27 protein-coding genes are annotated in these 26063 nt (G+C 72.2%); 12 read left to right on the forward strand and 15 right to left on the reverse strand.

From position 1 onward, the window contains the following. Window positions 1-111: 111 nt before the first annotated feature. The 6 genes from pcaDC to ACZ4AA_RS34775 form a co-directional block, all read right to left on the reverse strand. Window positions 112-1242 (reverse strand): bifunctional 3-oxoadipate enol-lactonase/4-carboxymuconolactone decarboxylase PcaDC, encoded by a 1131-nt coding sequence (pcaDC, locus tag ACZ4AA_RS34750; protein WP_467611511.1) that lies wholly within the window; start codon window positions 1240-1242, stop codon window positions 112-114. Beyond that, on the reverse strand, window positions 1239-2588 hold the full coding sequence (pcaB, locus tag ACZ4AA_RS34755; RefSeq protein WP_467611513.1) for a 3-carboxy-cis,cis-muconate cycloisomerase: 1350 nt from the start codon (window positions 2586-2588) through the stop codon (window positions 1239-1241). The genes pcaDC and pcaB overlap by 4 nt, the downstream gene beginning before the upstream one ends. Continuing rightward, window positions 2585-3148 carry a protocatechuate 3,4-dioxygenase subunit alpha gene (gene pcaG / locus ACZ4AA_RS34760; protein ID WP_467611515.1) on the reverse strand — a complete coding sequence of 188 codons (564 nt, stop codon included), beginning with the start codon at window positions 3146-3148 and terminating at the stop codon, window positions 2585-2587. Before pcaG ends, pcaB begins: the two co-directional genes overlap by 4 nt. 2 nt (window positions 3149-3150) lie before the next feature. After that, window positions 3151-3921, reverse strand: a complete 771-nt coding sequence (pcaH, locus tag ACZ4AA_RS34765; protein WP_467611625.1) for a protocatechuate 3,4-dioxygenase subunit beta — start codon at window positions 3919-3921, stop codon at window positions 3151-3153. Window positions 3922-4064: 143 nt separating this feature from the next. Further along, window positions 4065-4712: a CoA transferase subunit B gene (locus tag ACZ4AA_RS34770; RefSeq protein WP_467611517.1), complete on the reverse strand. Its 648-nt coding sequence runs from the start codon at window positions 4710-4712 to the stop codon at window positions 4065-4067. Next, the gene (locus ACZ4AA_RS34775; RefSeq protein ID WP_467611519.1) at window positions 4712-5548 is read right to left on the reverse strand and encodes a CoA transferase subunit A; all 837 of its coding nucleotides are present in this window, start codon (window positions 5546-5548) and stop codon (window positions 4712-4714) included. Before ACZ4AA_RS34775 ends, ACZ4AA_RS34770 begins: the two co-directional genes overlap by 1 nt. 268 nt (window positions 5549-5816) lie before the next feature. On the opposite strand from ACZ4AA_RS34775, the gene ACZ4AA_RS34780 reads away from it, so the two are divergent. Continuing rightward, window positions 5817-6281: a MarR family winged helix-turn-helix transcriptional regulator gene (locus ACZ4AA_RS34780; protein WP_467611521.1), complete on the forward strand. Its 465-nt coding sequence runs from the start codon at window positions 5817-5819 to the stop codon at window positions 6279-6281. 14 nt (window positions 6282-6295) lie between these two features. On the opposite strand, the gene ACZ4AA_RS34785 is transcribed toward ACZ4AA_RS34780, so the two are convergent. Both ACZ4AA_RS34785 and ACZ4AA_RS34790 read right to left on the reverse strand, forming a co-directional pair. Continuing rightward, the gene (locus ACZ4AA_RS34785) at window positions 6296-7273 is read right to left on the reverse strand and encodes a DUF3048 domain-containing protein (protein ID WP_467611523.1); all 978 of its coding nucleotides are present in this window, start codon (window positions 7271-7273) and stop codon (window positions 6296-6298) included. A 168-nt stretch (window positions 7274-7441) separates the two neighbouring features. Then, window positions 7442-8512 carry an ATP-dependent DNA ligase gene (locus ACZ4AA_RS34790; protein ID WP_467611525.1) on the reverse strand — a complete coding sequence of 357 codons (1071 nt, stop codon included), beginning with the start codon at window positions 8510-8512 and terminating at the stop codon, window positions 7442-7444. Window positions 8513-8586: 74 nt separating this feature from the next. Between ACZ4AA_RS34790 and ligD the strand changes: the two genes are divergently transcribed. Next, a complete protein-coding gene (ligD, locus tag ACZ4AA_RS34795; RefSeq protein WP_467611527.1) occupies window positions 8587-9618 on the forward strand; it encodes a non-homologous end-joining DNA ligase in 1032 nt (343 codons plus the stop codon). 149 nt (window positions 9619-9767) lie between these two features. Continuing rightward, window positions 9768-10805, forward strand: coding sequence for a LacI family DNA-binding transcriptional regulator (locus ACZ4AA_RS34800; protein ID WP_467611529.1), 1038 nt, complete (start codon window positions 9768-9770; stop codon window positions 10803-10805). Window positions 10806-10839: 34 nt separating this feature from the next. On the opposite strand, the gene ACZ4AA_RS34805 is transcribed toward ACZ4AA_RS34800, so the two are convergent. Then, window positions 10840-11631 (reverse strand): VOC family protein, encoded by a 792-nt coding sequence (locus ACZ4AA_RS34805; RefSeq protein WP_467611531.1) that lies wholly within the window; start codon window positions 11629-11631, stop codon window positions 10840-10842. Between the two features lie 269 nt (window positions 11632-11900). On the opposite strand from ACZ4AA_RS34805, the gene ACZ4AA_RS34810 reads away from it, so the two are divergent. Then, window positions 11901-12146 (forward strand): WhiB family transcriptional regulator, encoded by a 246-nt coding sequence (locus ACZ4AA_RS34810; RefSeq protein ID WP_386602258.1) that lies wholly within the window; start codon window positions 11901-11903, stop codon window positions 12144-12146. Between the two features lie 130 nt (window positions 12147-12276). Beyond that, window positions 12277-13494: an esterase/lipase family protein gene (locus ACZ4AA_RS34815; RefSeq protein WP_467611533.1), complete on the forward strand. Its 1218-nt coding sequence runs from the start codon at window positions 12277-12279 to the stop codon at window positions 13492-13494. A gap of 107 nt (window positions 13495-13601) precedes the next feature. Here the strand turns inward: ACZ4AA_RS34815 and ACZ4AA_RS34820 are convergent, their stop codons facing one another. The 3 genes from ACZ4AA_RS34820 to ACZ4AA_RS34830 form a co-directional block, all read right to left on the reverse strand. Next, entirely contained in the window at window positions 13602-14579 is a 978-nt protein-coding gene (locus tag ACZ4AA_RS34820) for an acyl-ACP desaturase (RefSeq protein WP_467611535.1), read from the reverse strand. Window positions 14580-14792: 213 nt separating this feature from the next. After that, window positions 14793-15569, reverse strand: a complete 777-nt coding sequence (ddaH, locus tag ACZ4AA_RS34825; protein WP_467611537.1) for a dimethylargininase — start codon at window positions 15567-15569, stop codon at window positions 14793-14795. Window positions 15570-15696: 127 nt separating this feature from the next. Further along, complete coding sequence (locus ACZ4AA_RS34830; protein WP_467611539.1) at window positions 15697-17331, reverse strand: ABC-F family ATP-binding cassette domain-containing protein; 1635 nt, start codon at window positions 17329-17331, stop codon at window positions 15697-15699. 303 nt (window positions 17332-17634) lie between these two features. On the opposite strand from ACZ4AA_RS34830, the gene ACZ4AA_RS34835 reads away from it, so the two are divergent. Continuing rightward, a complete protein-coding gene (locus ACZ4AA_RS34835; protein ID WP_467611541.1) occupies window positions 17635-18321 on the forward strand; it encodes a GOLPH3/VPS74 family protein in 687 nt (228 codons plus the stop codon). A gap of 350 nt (window positions 18322-18671) precedes the next feature. Further along, window positions 18672-19514, forward strand: a complete 843-nt coding sequence (locus ACZ4AA_RS34840) for an isocitrate lyase/PEP mutase family protein (protein ID WP_467611543.1) — start codon at window positions 18672-18674, stop codon at window positions 19512-19514. Between the two features lie 14 nt (window positions 19515-19528). Here the strand turns inward: ACZ4AA_RS34840 and ssgD are convergent, their stop codons facing one another. After that, window positions 19529-19945: a spore wall synthesis regulator SsgD gene (ssgD, locus tag ACZ4AA_RS34845; RefSeq protein WP_467611545.1), complete on the reverse strand. Its 417-nt coding sequence runs from the start codon at window positions 19943-19945 to the stop codon at window positions 19529-19531. A 297-nt stretch (window positions 19946-20242) separates the two neighbouring features. Between ssgD and ACZ4AA_RS34850 the strand changes: the two genes are divergently transcribed. Further along, window positions 20243-21343, forward strand: a complete 1101-nt coding sequence (locus tag ACZ4AA_RS34850; RefSeq protein ID WP_467611547.1) for a WD40/YVTN/BNR-like repeat-containing protein — start codon at window positions 20243-20245, stop codon at window positions 21341-21343. 111 nt (window positions 21344-21454) lie between these two features. Here the strand turns inward: ACZ4AA_RS34850 and ACZ4AA_RS34855 are convergent, their stop codons facing one another. Then, on the reverse strand, window positions 21455-21751 hold the full coding sequence (locus ACZ4AA_RS34855; RefSeq protein WP_467611549.1) for a YciI family protein: 297 nt from the start codon (window positions 21749-21751) through the stop codon (window positions 21455-21457). A gap of 269 nt (window positions 21752-22020) precedes the next feature. Here ACZ4AA_RS34855 and ACZ4AA_RS34860 point away from each other — a divergent pair, with 269 nt between their 5' ends. Together ACZ4AA_RS34860 and mmpA are read left to right on the forward strand one after the other, a co-directional pair. Beyond that, entirely contained in the window at window positions 22021-22710 is a 690-nt protein-coding gene (locus tag ACZ4AA_RS34860) for an endonuclease V (RefSeq protein WP_467611551.1), read from the forward strand. Between the two features lie 165 nt (window positions 22711-22875). Next, window positions 22876-23022: a morphogenic membrane protein MmpA gene (gene mmpA, locus ACZ4AA_RS34865; RefSeq protein WP_467611553.1), complete on the forward strand. Its 147-nt coding sequence runs from the start codon at window positions 22876-22878 to the stop codon at window positions 23020-23022. 63 nt (window positions 23023-23085) lie between these two features. Here the strand turns inward: mmpA and ACZ4AA_RS34870 are convergent, their stop codons facing one another. Then, complete coding sequence (locus ACZ4AA_RS34870) at window positions 23086-24258, reverse strand: saccharopine dehydrogenase family protein (RefSeq protein ID WP_467611555.1); 1173 nt, start codon at window positions 24256-24258, stop codon at window positions 23086-23088. A 142-nt stretch (window positions 24259-24400) separates the two neighbouring features. On the opposite strand from ACZ4AA_RS34870, the gene ACZ4AA_RS34875 reads away from it, so the two are divergent. Then, window positions 24401-24775 (forward strand): MmcQ/YjbR family DNA-binding protein, encoded by a 375-nt coding sequence (locus ACZ4AA_RS34875; RefSeq protein WP_467611557.1) that lies wholly within the window; start codon window positions 24401-24403, stop codon window positions 24773-24775. 124 nt (window positions 24776-24899) lie between these two features. After that, complete coding sequence (locus tag ACZ4AA_RS34880; protein ID WP_467611559.1) at window positions 24900-26036, forward strand: CaiB/BaiF CoA transferase family protein; 1137 nt, start codon at window positions 24900-24902, stop codon at window positions 26034-26036. Window positions 26037-26063 lie beyond the last annotated feature (27 nt).

Consider the following 26063-nt stretch of genomic DNA (forward strand, 5'->3'; position numbering starts at 1 on the left):
CGCGCCGGGGGTGAGTCGTGCCCCGGACGGGCCGCGTGCCGAGGATGAGTCCCGCCCCGGACGACGTCCCGCCGGGGATGAGTCCCGGGCCGGGGTGACTCGCACCGGGCCTCACTCCGGTGCGGAGTCGTCCTCCGCCAGCACCCGCTGGGCCACCCCGAACGCCGAATTGGCCGCCGGCACACCGCAGTAGACCGCCGTCTGGAGCAGTACCGCGCCGATCTCGTCCGGGGTCAGACCGTTGCGCCGGGCCGCCCGGACGTGCATGGCCAGTTCGTCGAGGTGGCCGTGCGCCACCAGCGCCGTCAGCGTGATCATGCTGCGTTCGCGCCGGGTCAGTGTCGTGTCGGTCCAGATCTCGCCCCAGGCGTACCGTGAGATGAAGTCCTGGAAGGGGGCCGTGAACCGGGTCTGGCGCGCCTGCGCACGGTCCACGTGCTCGTCCCCGAGAACCTCACGGCGCACCGCCGTGCCGAGGCGGGCGACTCCCCCCGAGAAGTGTGCCCGCAGCGCCGTCAGCACGGCCTCCGGGCACTGCGCGGGCGCCAGGTGCGAGGCGCCGGGGATCTCCACGAGCGCCGCGCCCGGCACCGCGTCGGCGATCTCCCGCAGATGCGCGGGCGGGGTCGCGGGATCCTCGCGCCCGGCGATCAGCAGCGTCGGGGCGGTGATCGACGCCAGCCGGTCCCGGATGTCGAAAGCGGCCAGGGCGTCACAACAGGCCGCGTACGCCGCGGGATCGGCGTCGCGGTGGTCCCGGACCAGCTCCGGCACGGTGAAACCGGCGGTGAACCAGCGGGAGTCGGCGGTCGCGACGACGGGTCCCAGACCCTCGCGGCGCACCAGCTCGGCCCGTTCCTCCCATGGCTTCGCCCCGTTGAAGTGGGCCGAGGAGCAGATGACGGCGAGCGACGAGACCCGCTCCGGGTGATGCACGGCCAGGTGCAGGCCCACCGCGCCGCCCAGCGACACACCGGCGTAGGCGAACCGCCCGACGCCCAGGGAGTCGGCCAGCTCCAGTACGAGCGCGGCCAGGTCGGCGACCGTCGCTCCGGGGCCGATCGCACCGGCCGGTGACCCGCCGTGCCCGGGGAGGTTCCAGCGCACCACCCGGTGGCCGGTCGACAGTTCGGGCGCGACCCGGTCCCACAGGGCGTACGACGTCCCGAGCGACGGCCCGAGGAGCAGCGGGGGAGCGGACGGGGATCCCTCGGCGCGATGGGTGAGCAGGTTCGCGGTCAACGTCGCTCCAGAGCACGGTCGGTGAGGACTCCGGCGGAGCCCGTGTAGCGGGTCGGGTCGGTGAGGTCCGCGAGGCCGGCACCGGGGAGGTGGTCGAGACCGGGCTCGTCGCCGAGCACGTCCGCGAGGGGCCGCCGCTCACGGGCCGCCCGCGCGGCGGCTCGCGTCAGCAGCTCCTTGGCGCGCTCCCGGCCGAGAACCGGGGCGAGTTCGGCGGCCAGCCGTTCGGAGACGATCAACCCGTGGGTGAGGCCCAGGTGTTCGCGCATGGCGTCGGCGTCGACCCTTAGACCCGCGGTCAGTTCGGCCGTGTCGCGGGCCGCTCCGCCGGTCAGCCGGAGCAGATCGCGCAGGGGTTCCCATTCGGCGTGCCAGGCCCCTGCGGGCCGTTCGTCCTCGGCCGCCATCGCGCCGTACAGCGTCGCCGCGAGCAGGGGAGCGCGCCGGGCGGCCGAGGCGACGAGGGTGGCCCTGACCGGGTTCGCCTTGTGCGGCATCGTGGACGAACCGCCCCCCGTCCCCTCGGCCAGTTCGGCGATCTCGGTGCGCGAGAGCGTGAGCACGTCGACGGCCGTCTTGCCGAGCGCGCCGGCCGTGAAGGCCAGCGCCCCGGCCAGGTCGGCGACCGGGGTGCGCAGAGCGTGCCAGGGCAACGCGGGCTCGGCGAGGCCCAGTTCACTGGCGTACGCGGCGGTCAGGGCCCGGGTGTCGTCCGCGCCGAAGGCGGTGAAGGCGGCCAAGGTGCCTGCGGCTCCGCCCAGTTGGGCGGGAAGGGAGGTCCGTACGGTGTGCAGCCGGTCCCTGGCGTCGAGCACCAGGGACCGCCATCCCGCGGCCTTCAGCCCGAAGGTCGTCGGCACCGCGTGCTGGGTGAGCGTGCGGCCGGGCAGGACGGTGTCCCGGTGCCGGGCCGCGAGCCGGGCGAGGCTGTCCGCCGCCCGCTCCAGATCGTCCAGGACCAGGTCCAGGGTGCGGGCCGCGACGAGCATGGTGGCCGAGTCCAGGATGTCCTGGCTCGTCCCGCCCCGGTGGACGTACGGACCGAACTCCGCGGGGACGGCGGCCGTCAGGTCCGCGACCAGGGGGATGACCGGGTTGCCGCCGCCCCGGGCGCGCAGCGCGATCGAGGCGAGGTCGAAGTCCGCGGTACGGGCGGCGAGGGTCACCGCCGCCGCGGCCTCGGCCGGGGCCAGCCCCAGCGACGCCTGGGCCCGGGTCAGTGCGGCCTCCGCGTCGAGCAGCGCCCGCAGATAGGCGGAGTCGCTCGTGGCGGCCGACGCCGGGGAGCCCGCCCGGCCGGGAGCGAGCAGACCGAAGTCGGTCGCGACGGGGTCGGCAGTTGTCACGGGAACTCCAGGAAGACCGTTTCGCCTTCGCCCTGAAGGCGGATGTCGAAACGGTACGTCCGCGGCGCGCCCGGGGTCGCGATCAGCGTGGCGCGCCGCTCGTCCGACAGGGCGTCGAGCAGCGGGTCGGGGCCGTCGGCCAGATAGGCGCGGGTGAACAGATGGTGCGTGAGACCGCGCGCGAACACGCACACGGCGATGTACGGCTGCCCGGCGTTGCCCGGCGGCAGCGTGCGCAGCGCGTAGTGGCCGTCGGCGTCGGTGGCGACCCGGCCGAAACCGGTGAAGTCGACGCCGTTGCGGCCGAGGAAGCCGCCCGTGGACGGGTCCCGGCGCAACGAGCCCGGCAGGCCCGTCAGGGAGCCGTCGGGCGCGGCCTGCCAGAAGTCGAGCAGGGCGTCGGGGACCGGGGCGCCGGCGCCGTCGTACACATGGCCGCGCAGGGTGATCGTGTCGGGGTGGCCCTGCGGCGCGATGTCGCCGCCGCCGGGGAAGGGCAGCGCGTGGCCGTAGAAGGGGCCGATGGTGTGGGCGGGGGTGGGGAGCAACCGCTCGGTCATGCTCAACGGCCTTCCTCGATCCAGGTGGCGGAGGGGCCGTCGAGGACGATGTCCCACGCGTAGCCCAGGGAGAACTCGGGACGCGACAGCTCATGGTCGTAGGCGGCGATCAGCCGGTCGCGGGCCGCCGCGTCCGTCACGGACCGCAGGATCGGGTCGTGACGGAAGAGCGGGTCGCCGGGGAAGTACATCTGGGTCACCAGCCGCTGGGTGAACGCCGTGCCGAAGACCGAGAAGTGGATGTGCGCGGGCCGCCACGCGTTGGTGTGATTGCCCCAGGGGTACGGTCCCGGTCTGACCGTGGTGAACACGTACCGCCCCTGATTGTCCGTCAGAGTCCGCCCCACGCCGGTGAAGTTGGGGTCGAGCGGTGCCGGGTGCTGCTCGCGCAGATGCGCGTAGCGTCCGGCGGCGTTGGCCTGCCAGATCTCGATGAGCTGGCCCCGTACCGGACGCCCCTCGCGGTCCAGCAGCCGGCCCGAGACGGTGATCCGCTCGCCGATCGGCTCGCCCCGGTGCTGGAGGGTGAGGTCGTTGTCGACCCCGGTGATGTCGGTGAGCCCGAAGACGGGGCCCGACAGCTCGACCGTCTCCGGGTCGCCGCCGCTCACCGCGACCAGCGGCCGCTCGGGGTGGCGGAGCCGTGAACTGCGGTACGGCGCGTAGTCGCGCGCGGGGTGATGCCGTACGGGCGCGCCGCCGGCCACCGCCGTGTCGTACGCGTCCTGCTGATCCTTGATCTCGGCGTCGATGTCCGACTGGGTGGGAGCCATGGTCGCTTCCTGGGGTTCGAGGAGGAGGGCGGGGCCGAGGGCAGGAGTGACGGCCGCGTCCGAGGTCTTGTCCGACGCTCCGTCACTTCCCGTGCCCGTAACGGCTGTAGCGCGGTGCGAGGACTCGACGAAGTGGACGTCCCTCATGGCCGGACCCCTTCCTCGAGGCGGATCTCGGCGGCGGTCCGCGCCGCGACCTCCCCGGCCGTGACACCGGGCGCGGTCTCGACCAGCAGCAGTCCGTCGGGGGTGATGTCGAGGACGCCCAGATCGGTGACGATCCGGTTCACGCAGGCCTTGCCGGTGAGCGGCAGATCGCAGGTGCGGAGAATCTTGGGCGAGCCGTCCTTGGTGGTGTGTGTCATCACGACGATGACGGTCCGGGCCCCGTGGACGAGGTCCATCGCGCCGCCGATGCCGGTGATCATCTTGCCGGGGACGGCCCAGTTGGCGAGGTCGCCGCCGGCCGACACCTGCATCGCGCCCAGCACCGCGACGTCGATGTGCCCGCCGCGGATCATCCCGAAGGACAGCGCGGAGTCGAAGTACGAGGCACCTGGCAGGACGGTCACGGTCTCCTTGCCGGCGTTGATGAGGTCGGGGTCGACCTGGTCGTCGGCCGGGTAGGGACCGGTGCCCAGGATGCCGTTCTCCGACTCCAGGATCACCTCGACGCCCGGGGGGAGGTGGTTGGGGATCAGCGTCGGCAGGCCGATGCCGAGGTTCACGTACTGGCCGTCCGTCAGTTCGCGCGCGGCGCGGGCGGCCATCTCCTCCCTGCTCCAGGCCATCACGCGCCACCCGTTCCGCCGGCCGTGCCCACCGACGCGCCGGCCTTTGCCCCGATCGTGCCCACCCCGGCCTTCGCCGCGGGTGCCGAGACGGTCCGCTTCTCGATCATCTTGGCCTCCGCCTGTTCACGGGTCAGGGCCACGACACGCTGCACGAAGATGCCCGGCAGATGCACCGCGTCCGGGTCGATCCCGCCCGGCTCGACGAGCTCCTCGACCTCGGCGATCGTCACCCGGCCGGCCATCGCGGCCAGCGGGTTGAAGTTCCGGGAGGACTTGTTGAAGACGAGATTGCCGTGCCGGTCGCCCTTGGCGGCCCGTACGAGCGCGAAGTCGGTGCGGATGCCTCGCTCCAGCACGTACGCGGTGCCGTCGAACTCGCGCACCTCCTTGGGCGGGGAGGCCACGGTGACACCGCCCCGGCCGTCGTACCGCCAGGGCAGCCCTCCCTCGGCGACCTGGGTGCCGACCCCGGCGGGCGTGTAGAAGGCGGGGATTCCCGCGCCGCCCGCGCGCAGCCGTTCGGCCAGCGTGCCCTGCGGGATCATCTCGACCTCCAGTTCGCCGGCCAGGTACTGCCGGGCGAACTCCTTGTTCGCGCCGATGTACGAGCCGGTGACCCGGGCGATGCGTCCGTCGGCGAGCAGGGTCGCGAGCCCGGAGTCCAGGGCGCCGCAGTTGTTGGAGACGACCCCGAGCCCCTGGACGCCACGGTCGTGGAGGGCCTGGATCAGCACGTTCGGTACGCCGCTGAGGCCGAATCCGCCGACCGCCAGTGTCGCGCCGTCCGGTACATCGGCCACCGCCTCCAGCGCGGTGGCGACCACCTTGTCCATCCGTGAAGCCCCATCTCTCCCGAGTGTCCCGCGCCGCGAATTAATCAGGGCACTGATTAATCCGTCGAGATGCTCAACACGCTGTCACCCGGACTTCGGTCCGTCAAGACTCCAGATAGGGGAGGCTCTATGCCGAGACCGTGGTGTCGAGGGAGGCGGGACAGTCGTCACGGTCGCCCGCTATTGTTCAGTGCACCAACGAATATGCAACGCGTTCGACACATCGACACATCGGTGCATCGGCGCGCACCGGACCCGAGGAGCGCACATGGCCGCGGTGGACCTCTCCACCCACCCCGGGCACCTGGCCCGGCGACTCCAGCAGGCGCACCACCTGCTGTGGAACACGATGGTCTCCGAGGAGACCACCTCGCCGCAGTTCGCGGTCCTGAACGCCCTCGTCGCCGAACCCGGCCTCGACCAGCGGACGGTGGGGGAGCGCGTGGGGCTCGACCGGTCCACGATCGCCGAGGTCGTCAGCAGGCTCGGGCGGCGCGCGCTGCTCGACAAGGTGCGCGACCCGCAGGACGGGCGGCGCTTCCTGCTCCGCCTCACGGACGACGGGGTGCGCGTCCACCGGAAGCTGACCGTGCGCACCGCGCGGATGAACCAGGTCTTCCTGGCCCCGCTCTCCGCCGAGGAACAGAGCCTCTTCCTCGACCTCGTCCAACGGGTCTCGGACGCCGCCGAAGAGCTCCGCGATCCCGTGGAACCCCTCCGCGCGCCGCACTGAGCACCGGAGGCCGCTCACGCCTGGGCGAGGACCACCCACACCTGGCCCGGGGCGAAGTTCATCGGCGCGCCGTCCGGTGTGGTGAACCGTGTGCCGTCGCTCGCCTCGGGACGGTTCCAGTTCGCGTCGAAGGAACGGCCGTCGCGCAGCACCTGGGCCCTGCCCGTGCCGACGGACTGCGAGAACGGCGAGTTGTTGCCGAGCACGTCGTGGTACTTCGACCTGGTCACCTTGACGTACTGGACGACCACCGTCGCCGGAGCCACCGTCTTGCCGTCGGTCGTCACCGTCGGGGTGCCGTCCATGGCCACCAGCCAGCGTCCGCGGTCGGCGGACCAGGTGAAGGTGAAGCGGGCGGACGGGAAACGGACCGTGCGGGAGGCCTCGGGCGTGCCACCCGCGGGGGCGGCGCCGAAACGGAAGCCCGTGGTCAGCGCGGCGTCACCGGGCGCGGAGTCCATGAGCCGCCGCGGGCGCAGATACAGGTTGTGCGGCGCGGCCTTGCCCGTGCCGCGGTACCAGGCGTCGGGCACCTTCCCCGCGGGCTCGGGAACCAGCGGAGCGCTGTCTATCAGAGGCAGCAGTTTGCGCTGGGCCCCGGAGAACGCGAGCGTCGGCTCGTGGAACTGTCTGAGCAGTTCGAGATCCGACTCGCGGGCACTGCGTACGGGGCCGACGGCGTTGGGCAGATTGCTCGCGAAGACCGCCATCAGCCGGCTCAGACCGCCCTCGACCTGCTCCGCGTAGATCACGTCCGCCGCGTCGAGCCCCGTCTGCGGGCGTGCGTCGGGCGCGTTGTCTATCTTCACGGCGAGCACCGGGCCGGCGTTCGCGGTGGCGCTCTCGCTCGGGCTCCGGCTCGGGCTCGGGGACCGGCTGTCGTCGGCCCGTCCGCCCCCCGAGGTGCACCCCGTCACCAGCGCACCCGTCACCGTGAGGGCCAGCAGCGCCGCCGTCCACGCGCCTCGTCCGCTCCGTACCGTCTTCCGCATGCCCACCGTGCCACCTGTCCCGTGCCATCGATTGTGCGTTCAACAGTTCATCGGTGGTCATACCCGATCGTTTCTGATGACGCGCGGGGAATGAGGTGATCGGCTCGGCGAAACGATCCGTACAAGGGCGAACGGGGTCGCGGACGATGTGGTTCCGTGCCCGGTGCGTCAGCTCCGCGGCCCCAGGATCTCCGCCAGGTCATAGCCGACCGGCTCCTCCAGTTGTCCGTACGTGCAGCTCTCGGCGGTGCGGTCGGGACGCCATCGGCGAAAGCGGGCCGTGTGGCGGAACCGGGCGCCGTTCTCCATGTGGTCGTACGCCACCTCGGCCACGCGCTCGGGCCGGACCGGGATCCAGGACAGGTCCTTCTTCGCCGACCAGCGGCTCGGCGCGCCCGGCAGCCGGGCGTTCTCGTGCGCCGACTCCTGCGCCCAGGCCGCCCACGGATGCCCGGTCACGTCCTCCAGCCGCAGCGGCTCCAGCTCCTCCACCAGTTCCGCCCGCCGCTTCATGGTGAACGCGGCGCTCACCCCCACGTGCTGGAGGGTGCCCCCGCCGTCGTACAGACCGAGGAGCAGTGAGCCGACGACCGGTCCGCTCTTGTGGAAGCGGTACCCCGCGACCACGACATCCGCCGTCCGCTCGTGCTTGATCTTGTACATGGCGCGCTCGTCCCGCAGATACGGCAGCGTGAGGGGTTTCGCCATGACCCCGTCGAGCCCCGCGCCCTCGTACTGCTCGAACCAGAGCTGAGCCACCTCGCGGTCCGTGGTCGCGGGCGCCACGTGGACCGGCGCGCTCACCCCGGACAGCGCCTTCACCAGCAGCGCGCGCCGGTCGCCCAGCGGGACGTCGAGCAGGGATGTGTCGGCCAGTGCCAGCAGGTCGAAGGCCACGAAGGACGCCGGGGTCTTCTCCGCCAGCATCCGCACCCGGGAGTCCGCGGGGTGGATCCGCTCCGTGAGCGCGTCGAAGTCGAGCCGCCCGTCCCTGGCGATCACGATCTCCCCGTCCATCACGCACCGCTCCGGCAGCCGCTCGACCAACGCCTCCACGAGCTCCGGAAAATACCTGGTCAGCGGCTTGCCGGTACGGCTCCCGATCTCCAGCTCGTCCCCGTCCCGGAACACGATCGCCCGGAATCCGTCCCACTTCGCCTCGTAGTGCATGTCCGGCGGGATCTTCGCCACGGACTTGGCGAGCATCGGCTTCACGGGGGGCATGACGGGCAGATCCATACTTCGATTCTGCGCGGTGACCCGGCCGTCCGCCCGGTGTGCGGGGCCCGCGAGCTGCGCCTACCGTGGCTCGCATGGGCGATGCGGTGGAACTCGAAGCGGCCGGGCGGAGCGTTCGGCTGTCCAGCCCGGACAAGATCTTCTTCCCGGAGCGCGGCTTCACCAAGCTGGATCTCGCCCAGTACTACCTCGCCGTCGGCGAGGGCATCCTGCGCGCCCTGCGCAACCGCCCCACCACACTGGAGCGCTACCCGGACGGGGTGAGCGGCGAGTCCTTCTTCCAGAAGCGGGCGCCCAAGAACATGCCCGACTGGATCCCGACGGCCCACATCACCTTCCCCAGCGGCCGCAGCGCCGACGAGATGTGTCCCACCGAGCCCGCCGCCGTGCTGTGGGCCGCGCAGTTCGGCACGCTCACCTTCCACCCCTGGCCGGTCCGCCGCGACGACGTCGACAGCCCCGACGAACTGCGCATCGACCTCGACCCGCAGCCGGGCACGGACTACGCCGACGCGGTGCGCGCGGCCCACGAACTGCGTGAGGTCCTGCACGAGTACGGCGGTCTGCGCGGCTGGCCCAAGACCTCCGGAGGCCGCGGACTGCATGTCTTCGTGCCGATCCAGCCGCGCTGGACCTTCACCCAGGTGCGCCGGGCCGCCATCGCCGTCGGGCGCGAGCTCGAACGCCGTATGCCGGACCAGGTCACCACGGCGTGGTGGAAGGAGGAGCGGGGCGAGAAGATCTTCGTGGACTACAACCAGACCGCCAGGGACCGCACCATCGCCTCCGCCTACTCCGTACGGCCCCGCCCGCACGCCCCGGTCTCCGCGCCGCTGCGCTGGGACGAGGTGCAGGACGCCCGACCCCGGGACTTCGACCTGGCGACCATGCCGAAGCGCTTCGCCGAACTCGGCGACGTGCACGCCGACATGGACGAGCACGCCTTCTCGCTGGAGGCCCTGCTGGAACTCGCCAGCCGCGACGAGCACGACCACGGCCTCGGCGATCTCCCGTACCCGCCCGAGTACCCGAAGATGCCGGGCGAGCCCAAGCGGGTGCAGCCGAGCCGCGCGAAGCACGAGGACACCGAGCCGTCGGGCGGCTGATCCCGGCGGCCTTTCCGGGTCGGGGACCCCCGTCCGAGAACCCCTCGGAGAGATCGGTTCGAGCCGTTCTCGGTGATCGGGAAGCACGTCCACGGAGCGGGCGGTCGCGCGGCTATCCTGATCGGCATCCGCCGAGGAGGTGCCCTGAGGTGACCGAGACAGTGTCGCGCCCCACGCTGGAGGCCGTGGCCGCGCGGGCCGGGGTCTCCCGGGCCACCGTGTCGAGGGTCGTGAACGGTGGGGACGGGGTCCGCGAGCCGCTGGTCGAGCGGGTGCGCCGGGCCGTCGAGGAGCTCGGGTACGTTCCGAACCAGGCCGCCCGCAGCCTCGTCACCCGACGCCACGACGCGGTCGCCGTCGTCATCGCCGAGCCGGAGACCAGGGTCTTCGCCGACCCCTTCTTCGCACTCCAGCTCCGGGGCATCAGCAAGGAACTGGCCGCCAACGACTCCCAGTTGGTCCTGCTGCTCACGGAGGGCCGCGACGACCACGCCCGCGTCGCCCGCTATCTCGCGGGTGGCCATGTCGACGGCGCGCTCGTCTTCTCGCTGCACCTCGACGACCCGCTGCCCGGCCTGATCCACGGAGCGGGCGTGCCGACCGTGTTCGGCGGAAGGCCCGGCTGGGGCGACGGCGTCCGCGAGGCCGTCTACGTCGACTGCGACAACCGCGGCGGGGCCCGCCAGGCCGTTCGTCATCTCCTCGGTCTCGGACGGAAACACATAGCCCACATCACCGGTGCCCTCGACCAGACGTCGGCGGTCGACCGGCTCGACGGCTTCCGGGACGTCATGGCCGACGGCGATCCGGCGCTCGTCGCGACGGGCGACTTCACCCCCGCCGGCGGCGAACGCGCGATGCGGGAACTGCTGGAGCGCCGCCCCGACGTGGACGCGGTGTTCGTGGCGAACGATCTGTCGGCCCTCGGTGTCCTGCGCGTCCTGCGCGAGCACGGACGGCGGGTGCCCGAGGACGTCGCCGTGATCGGCTTCGACGACATGCTGCCGATCGCCGAGCAGACGGACCCCCCGCTGACGACGGTACGTCAGGACATCGAGGAGATGGGCCGGTTGATGACCCGTCTGCTGATCAGCGGACTGGAGGGCCGTGACCGGGCCCCGGGCCCGGTGTCCGAGACCTCGGGAGTGGTCCTGCCGACGACGGTGGTGCGACGGGCCTCGGCCTAGGACCGCCGTCAGGTGAAGTCCCGTGGGCCGGACGTCAGTTCTGCTGGGGCACGCTCTTGATCACCGCGAGGTGCGCGCCGTACGGATCCGCGATCCTGGCCATGCGGCCGACGCCCTCCATGTCCGTGGCGGGCATACGGACCGTGCCGCCGAGCTCCTGGGCCTTGGCGACCGCGGCGTCGGTGTCGGGGACCTCGATGTACGGCAGCCAGTACGCCCCCGTCCGTGACTCGACCGGATCGTCGGCCAGCGGCACCAGGCCGCCGAACATGCTCTCCTCCTCGGTCCCGGCCGGATTGACGCAGGTGTAGATCCCGCCGGGGAACCGAACCGCCGAAGTCTCCCATCCGAAGACCGAGTTGTAGAACGCGGCGGCCGCGGCGATGTCCGGGGTGACGAGTTCGACCCAGCACAGCGAGTTCGTGACACCGGCCAGGCCCAGGCCCTTGGTCCGGCCCGGCTGCCAGACGCCGAAGGTCACGCCCGCCCTGTCGGCGAGCATGGCCATGTGTCCCTCGCCCATCACGTCCATGGGCGGCATGAGCACCGTGCCCTTGGCCTGCTCGACGGCCTTTGCGGTGGCTTCCGCGTCCTCGGTCCTGAAGTAGACGTGCCAGGACGGCGGACCCTGCTCGGCGGTGATCTGCATGCCCCCGGCCACGGTCTTGCCGTCGACCTGGAAGAAGCCGTAGCCACCGGCGTCGGGCCCCGCCGACCGGAACCGCCAGCCGAAGAGGCCTCCGTAGAAGGCGATGGCGCCCTCGATGTCGGAGGTGCCGACATCGAGCCAGTTCGGGGAGCCGTTGACGAAGCGGGTGGTGAGCATGATTGCCCTCCTTTGAGGGGTCCCGTTGCCTTTGGTCCCCACTCTTCCACCGCCCACTGACAATCGCCGTCGATGCGCGCGAATCGCCGGGAGTGGCCGCGCCCGTCACTCTGGGTGTGCGCGGGGATTCTCATGGTCGCCGTCCCTTCCGCGCGCCGCCGTGCCCGGCGCCGTCCGGCGGGCCATCATCGAGGCGGCCGGCGGCCTCGGCGCCCGGCGTTGATCCCGTGTTGAGCGAACGTTTTTCGCGACGGGGCACGCTCATGGGCATGTACTCGGAAACCATCACTCCGTCCGACCTCGCCTGGCAGGAGCAGGCGCTGTGCGCGCAGACGGGGGCGGACTTCTTCTTTCCCGAGCCCGGCAGCTCGGTCCGTGACGCGAAGCGCATCTGCGGGATGTGCGCGATGCGTCCCGCGTGCCTCGACTACGCGCTGAGCAACGACGAGCGCTTCGGTGTGTGGGGCGGACTCTCCGAGAAGGAACGGCTCGGACTGCGACGCGCCCTGGAGTGACCCGGGCCCCGGCGGTCGGCCGCGGGTCGCGTGGTTCATCGGAGTGAGCTCTCTGGCATATGCGCTTGGACCGTGCCAAATCTGCGTATGACGTCCTCTGATCGTTGTCACCGACACCGAAAGGGACGTCATGGCCGACAGCAAGGCCACCAGAGCAAAGAAGGCCGCGGGGTCCATCGGACTCGTCACTCCGATGGACAAGCCCGTGCCCGGGCAGGCACCCCGGGCCGACGAGGAATGGGCACTGCCGGGCGGCAGTGCCCGGGTGTACTACGGGGAGGGCCAGCGGGGTGTGGTCCGCCCCGTGGTCCTGGCCGACGGGTTCAACCTCGGGCCGTCCGACTTCGACTGGCTGTGGGACGGGCTGGAGAACGGCAGGTTCCCGTTCATCAGCGAACTCCGGCGGCGGGGACGCACGCTGATTCTCGTCGGGTTCGACGAGCGCAGCGAGTCCATCCTGCGCAACGCCGAGACGATGACCGCCGCGATCATGCGGACCATCGGGGAACAGCTCGGCGACGCCCGCCTGCTCGTCGGCGGGTTCAGCATGGGCGGCATCGTCGCCCGCTACGCGCTGGCCAAGATGGAGATGCAGCGCATGGACCACCGGGTCGGGGTCTACGCGTCGTTCGACAGCCCGCACCGGGGAGCGTGGGTGCCGATCGGACTCCAGGCCCTCGCCCACCACCTCGCCGCCGCGGGCGACGACACCTACCTGCGGCAGATCGGCAGCCCGGCCTCGCAGCAGATGCTCTGGCGCCACCTGGACGCTCTCGACGGCACGCCGAAGGAGAGCCCGCTGCGCAAGGAGTTCAAGGAGCAGCTGGAGCGGGTGGGCGGCTGGCCGCGCATCCCGCGCCTGATCGGGGTGTCCAGCGGGCGCGGTGACGGCGTGGGCAACGGGGTACGCGCCGGGGCGAAGGCGCTGACCTGCGCCGGACCGCTCTTCGACGGTACGTACTTCCTCGCCCAGTCCAAGGGCGAGGCCGCGGAGGTGGCCGTGCTCGACGGTGTCCTCGGTGGACCGCACACGATCACCACGAGCGGGTTCCCCGAACTGGACGGCGCGCCCGGCGGGACCCTCGAATCGTTCGGCATCGTCGGGGACACGCTCACGGCGTTCGGCGAGAACGTCGACATGGTCCACCGGTCCGTGTGCTTCGTCCCGTCGGTCAGCGCGGTGGCCGTCCGTGACCTGGACCGGCAGGAGAACCTGTACGTCGACATCGACGGGCTGTCCCCTGAGGAGTCGGAGCTCGACGACTTCCTGCTCTCGGGGGACAACGATCCGCACGCGATCATGACGCCGGAGATCGGGGAGTGGGTCCTGGACCGACTGCCCGACTAGACGCACCCACGGGGCCACGACGCGCGCGGGCGCCCCGGCAGGACCTGAACCCTGCCGGAGCGCCCGCGCCCGTTCACGTCAGTCGCCTCGCGCGTACGCGGGCGGCGTCACGCCGTGGCGCGGGCCGCCATGCGGGCCTTGCGGGCGGCGAGCTTCTCGTCGAACTTCGAGGCTTCGGCGTCGAGGCCGCCCATGAAGAAGCCGAGCTCCTCCTGGGCCTTGAGGCCCTCGGGGCCGAGGCCGTCGATCTCCAGGACCTTGAGGTGGCGCAGTACCGGCTGGAGCACGTCGTCGTGGTGGATGCGCATGTTGTAGACCTCGCCGATGGCCATCTGCGCCGCCATGCGCTCGAAGCCGGGCATGCCGTGACCGGGCATGCGGAAGTTGACGACGACATCACGCACGGCCTGCATGGTCAGGTCGGGGGCGAGTTCGAACGCGGCCTTCAGCAGGTTGCGGTAGAAGACCATGTGCAGGTTCTCGTCGGTCGCGATGCGCGCCAGCATGCGGTCGCAGACCGGGTCGCCCGACTGGTGGCCGGTGTTGCGGTGCGAGATGCGGGTCGCCAGCTCCTGGAAGGCGACGTACGCGACCGAGTGCAGCATCGAGTGACGGTTGTCCGACTCGAAGCCCTCGCTCATGTGCTGCATCCGGAAGGCTTCGAGCTTGTCCGGGTCCACCGCGCGCGAGGCGAGAAGGTAGTCGCGCATCACGATGCCGTGCCGGCCCTCCTCCGCCGTCCAACGGTGCACCCAGGTGCCCCAGGCGCCGTCGCGGCCGAACAGGGAGGCGATCTCGTGATGGTAGCTCGGGAGGTTGTCCTCGGTGAGCAGGTTGACCACGAGAGCGATCCGGCCGATCTCGGTGACCTTGGACTGCTCCTTCTCCCAGGCCTCGCCGTCCTCGAAGATCCCGGGGAAGTTGCGGGCGTCGCTGAACGGCACGTACTCGTGCGGCATCCAGTCCTTGGCGACCTTCAGGTGGCGATTGAGCTCCGTCTCGACGACTTCTTCCAGCGCGTACAGCAGGCGGGCGTCGGTCCAGGCGGACGACGGGCCGGCGAGGTCGGGAGAGGTGATCGTCACGGGTACTCCAGGGAGGGACGGGACAACGAGCGGTAAAGCTAACCTACGGCATCGTAGGCTACGTCTCCGTAGGTTACGCCTCCGTAGGTTAAGAAGTCCGTAAGGGCCCCTGATCAGCGGCGATGCGGGCGGCCGGCCCGCACTTCCCGGCCCACGACGGAGGGACCCGGGGCGTCGGAAGCCCGGGGCCGTTCGGATGGCTCGCTCACTCGGTCAGGCGTACAGCCCCCGAAGTCTCACCGAGAGGCATGTCACACAGCCTTCGAGCTTCTCGAACTCGCCGATGTCCACCACGACCGGTTCGTGACCGAGGTCGGCGAGCAGTTCAGCGGTCTTCGGGGCGGACGCCGCCATCAGCAGCCTGCCGCCGCCGAGGAGCACCACGTGCGCCCCGGACTCCTCCGGCACCGCGAGGAAGCGCGGGAAGAGCGAGGGGGTGTCCACGAGGGACTCGTGCCCGATCACCGTGCCGTCGGGCAGCGCGGTGACCGCGGACTTCAGATGCAGCACCTTGCTGACGGGGACCGCGACGACCCGCGCCCCGAGCGGTTCGAAGACCGCTCGCAACTGCTGGACCCCGGCCGCGTTCGTCCGGCCGCCGCGGCCCACGTAGATCGTGTCGCCCACCTTCAGGACGTCGCCGCCGTCGAGGGTGCCCGGATCCCGGATCCGGTTCACCGAGCAGCCGAGGCGCGCCACGGCCTCCTCCACGCCCGGAGTCTCGGCGCGGCGGGTCGCGGCGCCGGGACGGGTGATGAGGGCGACGTTGCGGAAGACGACGACGGCGTCCTCGACGAACACCGAGTCCGGGCAGTCCTCGGCCGGGTCCACCTCCACGGTCTCCCAGCCGTGGGTGCGCAGCGCCTCGGCGTACGCCTCCCACTGCCCGACCGCGAGATCGACGTCCACCGCCCTGCGTTCCAGGTGGGTCACCAGCCCCTCGGCGAGGCGGGGGCCGGGCCGGCGCACGAGCGCTTTCTGACTGGGCACGAGCGGTCTCCGAATCGGCTGGGGGTGTCGGCGCACCATCATGCGGCGCGGTTCACGCGTGCAGAAGCCCCCGGCCTGACGCCGGGTACCCGCCTCCCATGACGCTAGGCCGCCCCCGCCTCCCGCACTATGAGGAATACCCGACAGTTTCCCGGGCGATTTCTTTCAGTTCTCCTCCTTCCAGCAGCAGCCGTCGCGTGATGCCGATCGACTCCAGGAACGGCATGTCGTGGCTGGCGACGATCAGCGTCCCTTCGTACGACTCCAGGGCCGTGGTGAGCTGCCGGACGCTCGCCATGTCCAGGTTGTTCGTCGGTTCGTCGAGCATGAGGAGCTGCGGGGCGGGCTCGGCCAGCATCAGGGCCGCGAGCGCCGCGCGGAAGCGCTCGCCGCCGGAGAGCGTCGCCGCGAGCTGGTCGGCCTTCGCCCCCTTGAACAGGAATCGGGCGAGACGGGCCCTGACCCGGTTGTCGGTGGCCGCCGGCGCGAACCGGGCCACGTTCGCGGCCACGCTCAGCGCGTCGTCCAGGACGTCGAGCCGCTGGGGCAGGAAGCGCAGGGGCACATGGGCGTGCGCCTCGCCGGACACGGGGTCCAGCTCCCCGGCGATCGTGCGCAGGAGCGTCGTCTTGCCCGCTCCGTTGCGCCCGATGAGTGCCACGCGCTCGGGTCCGCGGAGATCGAACACCCCGTTCACCCGAGCGCCGTGCTTCAGCTCCAGCCGGTCGAGAGTGAGGACGGTGCGCCCCGGCGGCACGGCCGTGTACGGCAGGTCGACCCGGATCAGATCGTCGTCCCGTACGGCCTCCACCGCCTCGTCGAGACGCTCCTTCGCCTCGCCGAGCCTGCCCTCGTGCAGGAGCCGGTGCTTGCCCGCGGACTCCTGGGCCGCCCGCTTGCGCGCCCCCATGACGATCTTCGGCTCACGCTTCTGGTCGTTCATCTTCTGCCCGTACCGCTTGCGCCGGGCCAACTTGACCTGTGCGTCGACCAGTTCACGCTTCTGCTTCTTCAGATCGGACTCGGCCACGCGCACCATGCGCTCCGCCGCCTCCTGTTCGGCGGCGAGCGCCTCCTCGTACGCGGAGAAGTTCCCGCCGTACCAGCTGACCTCGCCGCCGTGCAGATCGGCGATCTGGTCGGCCAGGTCGAGGAGTTCACGGTCGTGACTGACCACGACCATGACCCCGGACCAGGCCTCCACGGCCGCGTACAGCCGCTGTCGCGCGTACAGGTCCAGGTTGTTGGTGGGTTCGTCGAGCAGGAGGACGTCGGGACGGCGCAGCAGGAGGGCGGCCAGCCGCAGCAGCACGGACTCGCCGCCCGACACCTCGCCGATCGTGCGGTCCAGGTCGATGTGCCCGAGGCCGAGTTCGCCGAGGGTCGCTCGGGCCCTCTCCTCGACGTCCCAGTCGTCGCCGACCGCGTCGTAGTGCTCCTCGGACACGTCGCCCGCCTCGATCGCGTGCAGGGCGGCGCGGACCGCGCGGATGCCGAGGGCCTCGTCGACCCGCAGCGCGGTGTCGAGCGTGACGTTCTGCGGCAGATGGCCGACCTCGCCCGCGACCCGGACGGTGCCGTCGGCCGGGGCGAGTTCTCCGGCGATCAGCTTCAACAGGGTTGATTTGCCTGATCCGTTGACGCCGACGAGCCCGGTGATACCCGGTCCGAAGGCGACCTGGAGCCCGTCGAGGACATCGGTGCCGTCGGGCCAGGCGAACGACAGGGACGTACAGGTGATGGACGTGGGAAACGCTGACATGAGGGCCTCGCGAATGCTGGATGCGGTCGGGGGTACGCGTAGGGGACACCGCGAGACCACGACGATCCGGCTCGGAGGAGAGCGAGAGGAAGGCTCGGCACCCAGGACGGCTCGAACGCCGAGGTCGCACGCAGCGCACACACGGGGTCCGACAGGACCAGCCGGGTGTGACGCGGTGTCTCAGACCTCAGACGAGCAACGTCCTTCTCCATTCGACGGCAACAGAACCGCTGTACACCGTAGGGACGGTCCCGAGGGCTGTCAAAGGATTAACGCGCCCCACCGACGAACCGAGGAGACCCCGTGCCGAACGGCCCGCTCTCGTTGCCCGCCCGGCTCCACCTCCTGGCGTGGGACACCACGAAGGGGAGGATCACCGGGTCCACGCACCTCCACCACCTGGTGCGCGCCGGCGCCCTCACCGAGCTCGCCCAGCGCGGGCTGCTCGTCGACGACGACGGCATCGTCACCCCCGTCGACCCCGACTCGCGGACGGGGGACGTCGTGCTCGACGGGCTCCTGGAACTCGTGTACGAGTCCCGGCCCCGGGGGTGGAAGACGTGGGTCACCTGCCGGGCCCGGTTCACCCTGGACGCCGTACGGGCCCAGCTCGCCGCCGAGGGATATCTGCGGGCGGAGCGGAAGCGGGTCCTCGGGCTGTTCCCGTCCGTCGAGTACGAGCTGGACCGGGTGCCCGCGGTCGAGGCCCTGCGCGCGCGGGCACGCGAGGTGCTGGAGGGTCCCGTACCCGTCGCCGACGTCGGTGACCGCGACGCGGCCCTCGTCGCCCTGGCCACCGCCGCCGAGCTGCGCACCTTCGCCTCGCCCAAGGAACGCAAGCTCCACAGGGCCCGTATCGACGAACTCACCGAACGCGGCGGCGCGGCGGCTCCCGCCCTGAGGAAGGTCATCCAGGACGTCCGCACGGCGGTGGTCGTGGCGGCCACCACGGCCGCCTCCACGAGCGCGACGGCGACCACGGCGAACTGAACGAGCGCGGCGGCGACCACGGCGAACTGAACGAGCGCGACGGCGACCAGCGAACCGAACGAGCGCGACGGCGACCACGGCGAACTGAACGGGCGAGGCGGCGACCACGGCGAACTGAACGAGCGCGACGGCGACCGAGGCGAACCGAAAGGGCATGGCGGCGACCACGGCGAACCGAAGGGCATGGCGAAGGGCCCCACGGACGGATGGGCCCACGTCGGTCCGCCATGTGGGCCCCGCACGTACACCCCTCGCATGCGTCTCTCACCTGTGTCCCTCAGCTGTGTGCCTCACGTATGTGTCGGTTTCCTGCCAGCCGGCCGTGCGCCCGCCGTGCTTGGCTTGGCCCCATGACCGACACCGAGCAGCTCCGTGCGTCCGCCCTCGCCTTCCGTGACCTGCACGTGCCAGGCCGTCCCCTCGTCCTGGCGAACGCCTGGGACGCGGTGAGCGCGCGGATCGTCGAGGAGGAGGGCGCTCCGGCGCTGGCGACGACGAGCGCGGGCCTCGCCTGGGCCCTGGGCGCCGCCGACGGGGACCGGCTGGACAGGGACGACGCGCTCGCGGCCGTCGCGCGGATCACCGCCGTCGTCCGGGTGCCGGTGAGCGCGGACATCGAGAACGGGTACGCGTCCGAGGCGAAGGGCGTGGAGGACACCGTCCGCGCGGTGCTCGCGGCGGGCGCGGTGGGCGTCAACATCGAGGACGCCCTCTACGGGGCCGAGGACGGGGCCGGGCCGCTGCGTCCGGTGGGGGAGCAGGCGGAGCGCATCGCCGTGGCCAGGGCTGCCGCCGACGGGGCCGGGGTGCCGCTGTTCGTCAACGCCCGCGTCGACACCTTCCTGCGGGGCGCGGGCGGGGTGGGGGAGAGCCTGGAGAGGGCCGCCGCCTTCCTGGCCGCTGGTGCCGACGGCGTCTTCGTGCCCGGAACCACCGATCCGGCGACCGTGAAGGCGCTCGTCGCGGGCATCGACGGCCCGCTGAACATCCTGGTGGGCCCCGGAGCGCCGTCCGTCGGTGAACTGGCCGCGCTCGGCGTGGCCCGGATCAGCACGGGTTCGAGCATGGCGGCGGCCGCGCACGGCCTGGTCCGGCGTGCCGCGCGGGAGCTGCTGGGCACGGGGACCTACGGGACCCTGGCGGGCGGGTTCGACTACGCCGCTCTCAACGCCCTGATGGGGCGCGCCGGTTGATCCCGCGAGCGCCGCTAGCAGGTGCCCCGCATGAGCTCCGCCAGATCGTGGTCCAGGTCCACCTGGAGGTGCTCAAGACCGACCGGCACCAGGTCGGTGGTCTGCTGGAGGAAGTTCCGCACCTCTCCCGAGCGCACATGGACCACGGCGGTGCCCTCGGGGGCGTGGAACTCAAGGACGGTGCGGTCGAAGCCGTACGGCCGCACCCGCACGTCCCCGTGCCCCACCGCGTCCTCCAGTCCCGACACGAGCAGGTCGCGGGCGAAGGTCCAGCAGACCTCGACGCCTTCGAGCGTGGCGGGGGCGGGGAAGGTCATGCGGACGGCGAACGGGTCGGTCCGGTCGTAGTGGAGCGTGGCCGGAATGCTCGGCATCCGCGGCGCGGCGGCGACGAGGCGGGCCTCTACGGGCTGCTCGATGACGGTGGACAACGCCTTGCTCCCTTGTGACGGCTGGACGAACTCCGGGCGGATGAAGCCGGTCAATTGAAGAGACGGAAGAACGACCCGGCGCGTGCACCTCTGACCCGAGTGACCTCTGTCACCGAGGTCATGCACCGCTAGATCCACTTTCTCCGATCGTGGTGATCCCTTTCCGTTCCGCACTCGCCCGACACCGAGGAGGACACCCGGGCGGCCCCCGAGGTTCCCGCCGACAGCGATATGGACGCCATCGGGGGACGGAGGCCGTCTGGACGCCGCCGGGGGAGTGCACTAGCTTCGCCCGCCATGAGGGGCTTGGGGAAGACGAGACGCACGAGCCGCGCGATCGGCGTGGGACCTGTTGTGGCCGCACTCGCCGCGGCGCTGGTGGTGGCGGCGCCCGCGACGGCGGCACCGGCGCACGGCACGGCACGGACCCCGCACTGGGCGCTCAAGGCCAGTGGCACGGACGCCCGCTTCCGCGGACTGTCCGCCGTGAGCCGCAACACCGCGTGGGTGGCCGGTTCCCAGGGCACGGTGCTGCGGACCACCGACGGCGGCGCGGTCTGGCGGAACGTGTCGCCGCCCGGTGCGGCGGACCTGGAGTTCCGCGACATCGAGGCGTTCGACGCACGCCGTGCCGTGGTCCTGGCCATCGGCGAGGGCGAGGCCTCCCGCGTCTACCGGACCGAGGACGGCGGCACCACCTGGACCGAGTCGTTCCGCAACACCGACGCCAAGGCCTTCTACGACTGCCTCACCTTCCTCGACCGGCGGCACGGTCTGGCGATGAGCGATCCGGTGGACGGCAGGTTCCGCATCCTGTCGACCAGCGACGGCGGCCGCTCCTGGAAGGTGCTGCCGGGCGACAAGATGCCCGCCGCGCAGGACGGCGAGGCGGGCTTCGCGGCGAGCGGCCAGTGTCTGGTCGCCTCGGGGCCCCGCGATGTGTGGCTGGCCACCGGCGGGGGCGCCCGCGCGCGCGTGCTGCACTCCGCGGACCGCGGACTCACCTGGACCGCCGCCGACACTCCGGTCCCCGCGGGTGACCCGGCGCGCGGCGTCTTCGCCCTCGCCTTCCGCGACCGCGTCCACGGCATCGCGGTGGGCGGCGACTACCGCGCCGGCCAGGCCTCACCGCAGGCCGCGGCGACCACCCGCGACGGCGGCCGTACCTGGACCCCCGCGGACCGGCCCCCGCCCGCCTACCGCTCCGGCGTCACCTGGCTTCCGCACAGCCGCACCGCGGCCCTCGCGGTCGGCCCCACCGGCACCGACCTGACCACCGACGGCGGCCGCACCTGGCGCACCGTGGACACCGGCTCGTACGACACCGTCGACTGCGCCGCGGACCTGGGCTGCTGGGCCTCCGGCGAGAAGGGGCGGATCGCCCGGCTGGAGCGCTGAGGAGCGGGAGGGTTCCCGGCCGGGGCCACAGGGCGTTCAGGGGCCGCGGGGCCACAAGTCCCCAGGGCCCGCCGGGTCCTCAGGCCCTCAGGCCCTCTGGGCTTCCGGGCTTCAGCCCAGGGTCTCGCGGTAGCGCTCCAGGCCCGGTGCCGTCTTCGTCGCCACGAACTCCGTGACGCGGTACGCGCACACGCCCGCGGTGACGAACGGGTCGCCCGCGGCGATCTCCTCGATCCGCGCCCGGTCGTCGGCGACGGCCAGGATCACGCCTCCGTCGCGGGGGTTCTTGCGCCCCGACGCGAGGAAGGTCCCGGCCGCGTACTGCTCGTCCAGCCAGGCGACATGGGCCTCCAGGAGGGCGTCGACGGCTGCGAGCGGCGCGGTGTAGGACAGCTCAAGTACGAACATGATCGCGAGCCTACCGCCCGGCCCGTCACCCGCGTGTTCGGTGCCCGCGCTGTGCCAAGTGCCGTGCGCCGAGGCCCGGTTGAGGCCGGGCCATCGAGCCGGTACCGTCCGGCGGAACCGTCACCCGGGTCTGCCCGCCCCGAGCCGCCCGCCCCAGGTGGACCTTCCTCGGGCAGACCGTCCCCGCGTGGACCCCCGACGCCGGTCGCCCCGCACGGCCCGCCCCACGCGGTCCCGGGCGAGGTGCGCCCCGTAGGCTCGATCGCATCATGACGACCGTGAGGATTCCCGCGGGCTGGCCCGCCACCGAGGAACAAGCCCGCGCCGTACAGGACGAGTTGCGCGAGCGGGTGGTGCTCGACGAGCCGGGGCCGCCCCCCGGCACCGGCCGGGTGACGGGCGTCGACGTCGCCTACGACGACGAGCGGGACGTCGTCGTCGCGGCGGCCGTCGTCCTCGACGCGGCGACCCACGAGGTCGTCGCGGAGGCCACCGCTGTCGGCCGGGTCTCCTTCCCGTACGTCCCCGGACTGCTCGCCTTCCGCGAGATCCCGACCGTCCTGGCCGCACTCGACGCGCTGCCGTGCCCCCCGGGCCTGGTCGTCTGCGACGGGTACGGGCTCGCGCACCCGCGCCGCTTCGGCCTCGCCAGCCACCTGGGCGTCCTCACCGGGCTCCAGACGATCGGGGTCGCCAAGAACCCGTTCACCTTCTCCTACGAGGAGCCGGGCGTCCGGCGCGGCAGCGCCTCACCGCTGCTCGCGGGCAGTGAGGAAGTGGGCCGCGCGCTGCGCACCCAGGACGGCATCAAGCCCGTGTTCGTGTCCGTCGGCCACCGCGTGGACCTCGACAACGCCTGCGCCCACACCCTCGCCCTGACCCCGAAGTACCGCCTGCCGGAGTCGACCCGCCGGGCGGACTCCCTGTGCCGGACGGCTCTGCGCCGGGCGACCGCCTGACACAGTCCCGCCCGACGTCCTCGCCCGACGCGGGCCGCGTGACCTCACCGGCCTCGTGCGGCCCGCCCGTCGACCCGGCTCGCGTGCCCGCGTACGGGTTCTGAGTACGGGTTCTGAGTACCCGTACGGATGTACGGCCGCCCCACGGCGGCGAGGCTGGTCCGCATGACGACACATCGGACCTCGCACCTCTCCGCCGAACCCGCACGGGACGCCGGGCGCGCGGTGACGACCGCGCTGGTCCTCGCGATCTCGGCCGGCCTCGCCTGGACGGCCGGGATGATCTGCACGGTGATCGCCTGGACGTCGTGAGGACCGGGCGCCCTCACGAACGCGCCACCCCGCCGCGCCCGGCGCCGCCCCGCCGGACTCCGCCTAGCGCACCGCCGCCACCCGGAAGGTGATCCCCGCCGCGCCGAGCCGTTCGAGGAGGGCGTCGCCCATCGCCACGACGGGCGTGACCTGCCCGGCCGTCTTCGGCAGGTCGTCGAGGGCCAGGGACAGGGCGGACTCCGCCAGCATCTTCGCGGTCTCGCCGTAGCCGGGGTCGCCGCCCGAGACCTCGGTGTACACGCGCCGGCCGCCGCCCTCGCCCACGAAACGCACCGAGAACCAGCTCTTCGCGCGGAGCTCGGCGCTGGGTCCCTCGCCCGGCTTGATCCGGCCGGACAGCCAGCGGCGCGCGGGCGGCAGCTGGGCGGCGGCGAACAGCGCGCTCACCCCGGCGACTCCGCCGAGGGCGACGGGCAGCCGCTCGACGGCGGCGTAGTGGCGGTAGCGGAAGTCGGGCCCGTACCGCGCCAGGGCGCGCGCCGAGCGCTGCACCACCTGGGCGTCGATCGTGGGCAGCGGCAGCGCCCACGCCCCGACCTCCTTGGCGAAGCGCGGCGCGCCCAGCGGAGCCTCCACCCGCCTCCCCATCAGCCGAGGTTCGTGATAGCGGCGCTCCCGCGCGGCGGCGAGCAGGTGCCGGCCGCGCGCGAACTGGTTGAGCGCGGAGGCGAAGGTACCGCCCGAGAACATCGCCCGGGAGCGCACGAATCCCTCCACGCGCAGCGGCACGTCCTCGGGGAGCTGCTTGACGGTGAAATAGGCGCCCAGGTCGTGCGGGACGGAGTCGAAGCCGCAGGCGTGCACGAGCCGCGCGCCCGTCTCCCGCGCGCGGGTGTCGTGCCGGACGTACATCAGGTCCACGAACTCGGGCTCGCCGGTCAGGTCGAGATAGTCGGTCCCGGCGTCCGCGCAGGCGGCCACCAGTTCCTCCCCGTAGGTGATGTACGGGCCCACGGTGGAGGCGACCACGCGTGCCTGCCCGGCGAGCTCGCGCACCGACTGCGGGTCCGTCACGTCCGCCCGCAGCACGCCGGGGGCGCCGCCGAGCCGCTCCCGCAGCCGTTCCAGCTTCTCGGCGTCCCGTCCGGCGATCGCCCAGCGCAGTCCCCCGGGCGCGTGGGCGGCCAGATACTCCGCGGTGAGCTCCCCGACGAACCCCGTGGCTCCGAAGAGCACGATGTCGTACGCGCGGTCCGGCTCGTTAAGCCTGCTCATGACACCCTCCACCACTGTGGGCTGCGCTCGAACGCGCGGTCCGCGCCACGTTCGTGCGCGAAGCGCCGTTGTCGGTGGCTGAGGCTAGCGTGAGGTACGAACAGTCGGACGACGAGGTCGCACGAACAGGCCGGAGGCAGCCGTGGCCGTGTCGGAAAACGCGCTGAAAGAGTGGCAGAAGGTGCGGGAATTCGCGCTCGGCCTGCCCGGCGCCGCGGAGGAGTTCCCCTGGGGCGAGACCGTCGCGAAGGTCAACAGGAAGGTCTTCCTCGGCCTCGACGACGGCAGTCACCCGCTGGGTGTCACGGTGAAGCTCAGGGACGAGGCGGCCCACGCGCACGCGCTCACCTCGCCCGGCGCGGAGCCCGCCGGATACGGCCTGGGCAGGGCCGGCTGGGTGCGCGTCCCCCTGGAGGAGCGCGGTGCCCCGGCGGCGGAGCTGCTGTGCGACTGGGTCGAGGAGAGCTATCGCGTCATAGCCCCCAAAAGACTGATCGCGGAGCTGGACGCGCGCTGACCGCGGTGCCGTCCCCGACGGCGGAATTTAACTAAGCGCTTGCTCGTTAGGGGCTTGCCCGGAGTGGAACACGTTCTTAACATCACTGATGTCACATCAGTGGTGTCACAGTGCTGGGGGCTTGATGACAGCGGCAGGAACGCCGGGGCACGGTCCCCTGGCCGGGGTGCGCGTGGTCGAGCTGGCGGGCATCGGTCCCGGCCCGTTCGCCGCGATGCTGCTCGCCGACCTCGGAGCGGACGTCGTCCGGGTGGACCGGCCCGGCGGCCCCGGGATCGGGGTCGACCCGGCCCACGACATCGTCAACCGCAACAAGCGGTCCGTGATCGTCGACCTGAAGGCCGAGGACGGCGCGTCCCGCGTCCTCGAACTCGCCGAACGGGCCGACATCCTGATCGAGGGCTACCGGCCCGGCGTGGCCGAGCGGCTCGGCGTGGGCCCCGAGGACTGCCGGGCCCGCAACCCGGGGCTCGTCTACGGCCGGATGACCGGATGGGGCCAGCAGGGCCCGCTCGCCCAGCGCGCCGGGCACGACATCGCCTACATCGCGCTCACCGGCACCCTCGGCATGATCGGTGACCCGGGCCGGCCGCCGCCCGTCCCCGCGAACCTCCTCGGCGACTACGCGGGCGGCTCGCTCTACCTCGTCGTCGGCCTCCTCGCCGCCCTGCACCACGCGCGCGCGACCGGTGCCGGACAGGTCGTGGACGCGGCCATCGTCGACGGCACGGCGCACCTCTCGACGATGATCCACGGCATGATCGCCGCGGGCGGCTGGCAGGACCGGCGTGCCGCCAACCTCCTCGACGGCGGCTGCCCGTACTACGGGACCTACGAGACCGCCGACGGCCGGTACATGGCCGTCGGACCCCTGGAGCAGCGCTTCTACGACCAGTTCGTCGACCTGCTCGGCATCCCGGGACTCGCCCCCGCCCACAAGGACCCGGCCCGCTGGGAGGAGCTGCGCGCCACCGTCGCCGAGCGCTTCAGGACCCGTACGAGGGACGAGTGGACCGCCGTCTTCGAGGGCACCGACGCGTGTGTGGCGCCTGTCCTGTCCCTGCGCGAGGCGCCCGGGCACCCGCACCTCGCCGCCCGGGGCACCTTCGTCGACCACGAAGGCATCACCCAGCCCGCCCCCGCGCCACGTTTCTCGGCCACCCCCACATCCGTCCGCGGCGGGCCCGCCCTGCCCGGCGCGGACACCGCGGAGGTGGCCCGCGACTGGGACGTGCCCGGGCTGACGAAGGACGGCGGCTGATGCGGACGCGCCGGCCGTTCCCTCCGT

The sequence above is a fragment of the Streptomyces sp. NPDC024698 genome, from assembly GCF_055559015.1.

Bases quoted from the DNA above. Each gene is read 5' to 3' on its own strand.
- pcaH (WP_467611625.1), bottom strand. From the start codon at position 3,921: ATGGCTCCCACCCAGTCGGACATCGACGCCGAGATCAAGGATCAGCAG.
- ACZ4AA_RS34785 (WP_467611523.1), bottom strand. From the start codon at position 7,273: ATGCGGAAGACGGTACGGAGCGGACGAGGCGCGTGGACGGCGGCGCTG.
- ACZ4AA_RS34840 (WP_467611543.1), top strand. From the start codon at position 18,672: ATGACCGACACCGAGCAGCTCCGTGCGTCCGCCCTCGCCTTCCGTGAC.
- ACZ4AA_RS34805 (WP_467611531.1), bottom strand. From the start codon at position 11,631: ATGCTCACCACCCGCTTCGTCAACGGCTCCCCGAACTGGCTCGATGTC.
- ACZ4AA_RS34815 (WP_467611533.1), top strand. From the start codon at position 12,277: ATGGCCGACAGCAAGGCCACCAGAGCAAAGAAGGCCGCGGGGTCCATC.
- pcaG (WP_467611515.1), bottom strand. From the start codon at position 3,148: ATGACCGAGCGGTTGCTCCCCACCCCCGCCCACACCATCGGCCCCTTC.
- ACZ4AA_RS34810 (WP_386602258.1), top strand. From the start codon at position 11,901: ATGTACTCGGAAACCATCACTCCGTCCGACCTCGCCTGGCAGGAGCAG.
- mmpA (WP_467611553.1), top strand. From the start codon at position 22,876: ATGACGACACATCGGACCTCGCACCTCTCCGCCGAACCCGCACGGGAC.
- ACZ4AA_RS34770 (WP_467611517.1), bottom strand. From the start codon at position 4,712: ATGGCCTGGAGCAGGGAGGAGATGGCCGCCCGCGCCGCGCGCGAACTG.
- ACZ4AA_RS34830 (WP_467611539.1), bottom strand. From the start codon at position 17,331: ATGTCAGCGTTTCCCACGTCCATCACCTGTACGTCCCTGTCGTTCGCC.
- ACZ4AA_RS34775 (WP_467611519.1), bottom strand. From the start codon at position 5,548: ATGGACAAGGTGGTCGCCACCGCGCTGGAGGCGGTGGCCGATGTACCG.
- ACZ4AA_RS34790 (WP_467611525.1), bottom strand. From the start codon at position 8,512: ATGGATCTGCCCGTCATGCCCCCCGTGAAGCCGATGCTCGCCAAGTCC.
- ACZ4AA_RS34870 (WP_467611555.1), bottom strand. From the start codon at position 24,258: ATGAGCAGGCTTAACGAGCCGGACCGCGCGTACGACATCGTGCTCTTC.
- ligD (WP_467611527.1), top strand. From the start codon at position 8,587: ATGGGCGATGCGGTGGAACTCGAAGCGGCCGGGCGGAGCGTTCGGCTG.
- ACZ4AA_RS34860 (WP_467611551.1), top strand. From the start codon at position 22,021: ATGACGACCGTGAGGATTCCCGCGGGCTGGCCCGCCACCGAGGAACAA.
- ACZ4AA_RS34855 (WP_467611549.1), bottom strand. From the start codon at position 21,751: ATGTTCGTACTTGAGCTGTCCTACACCGCGCCGCTCGCAGCCGTCGAC.
- ACZ4AA_RS34880 (WP_467611559.1), top strand. From the start codon at position 24,900: ATGACAGCGGCAGGAACGCCGGGGCACGGTCCCCTGGCCGGGGTGCGC.
- ACZ4AA_RS34780 (WP_467611521.1), top strand. From the start codon at position 5,817: ATGGCCGCGGTGGACCTCTCCACCCACCCCGGGCACCTGGCCCGGCGA.
- ACZ4AA_RS34850 (WP_467611547.1), top strand. From the start codon at position 20,243: ATGAGGGGCTTGGGGAAGACGAGACGCACGAGCCGCGCGATCGGCGTG.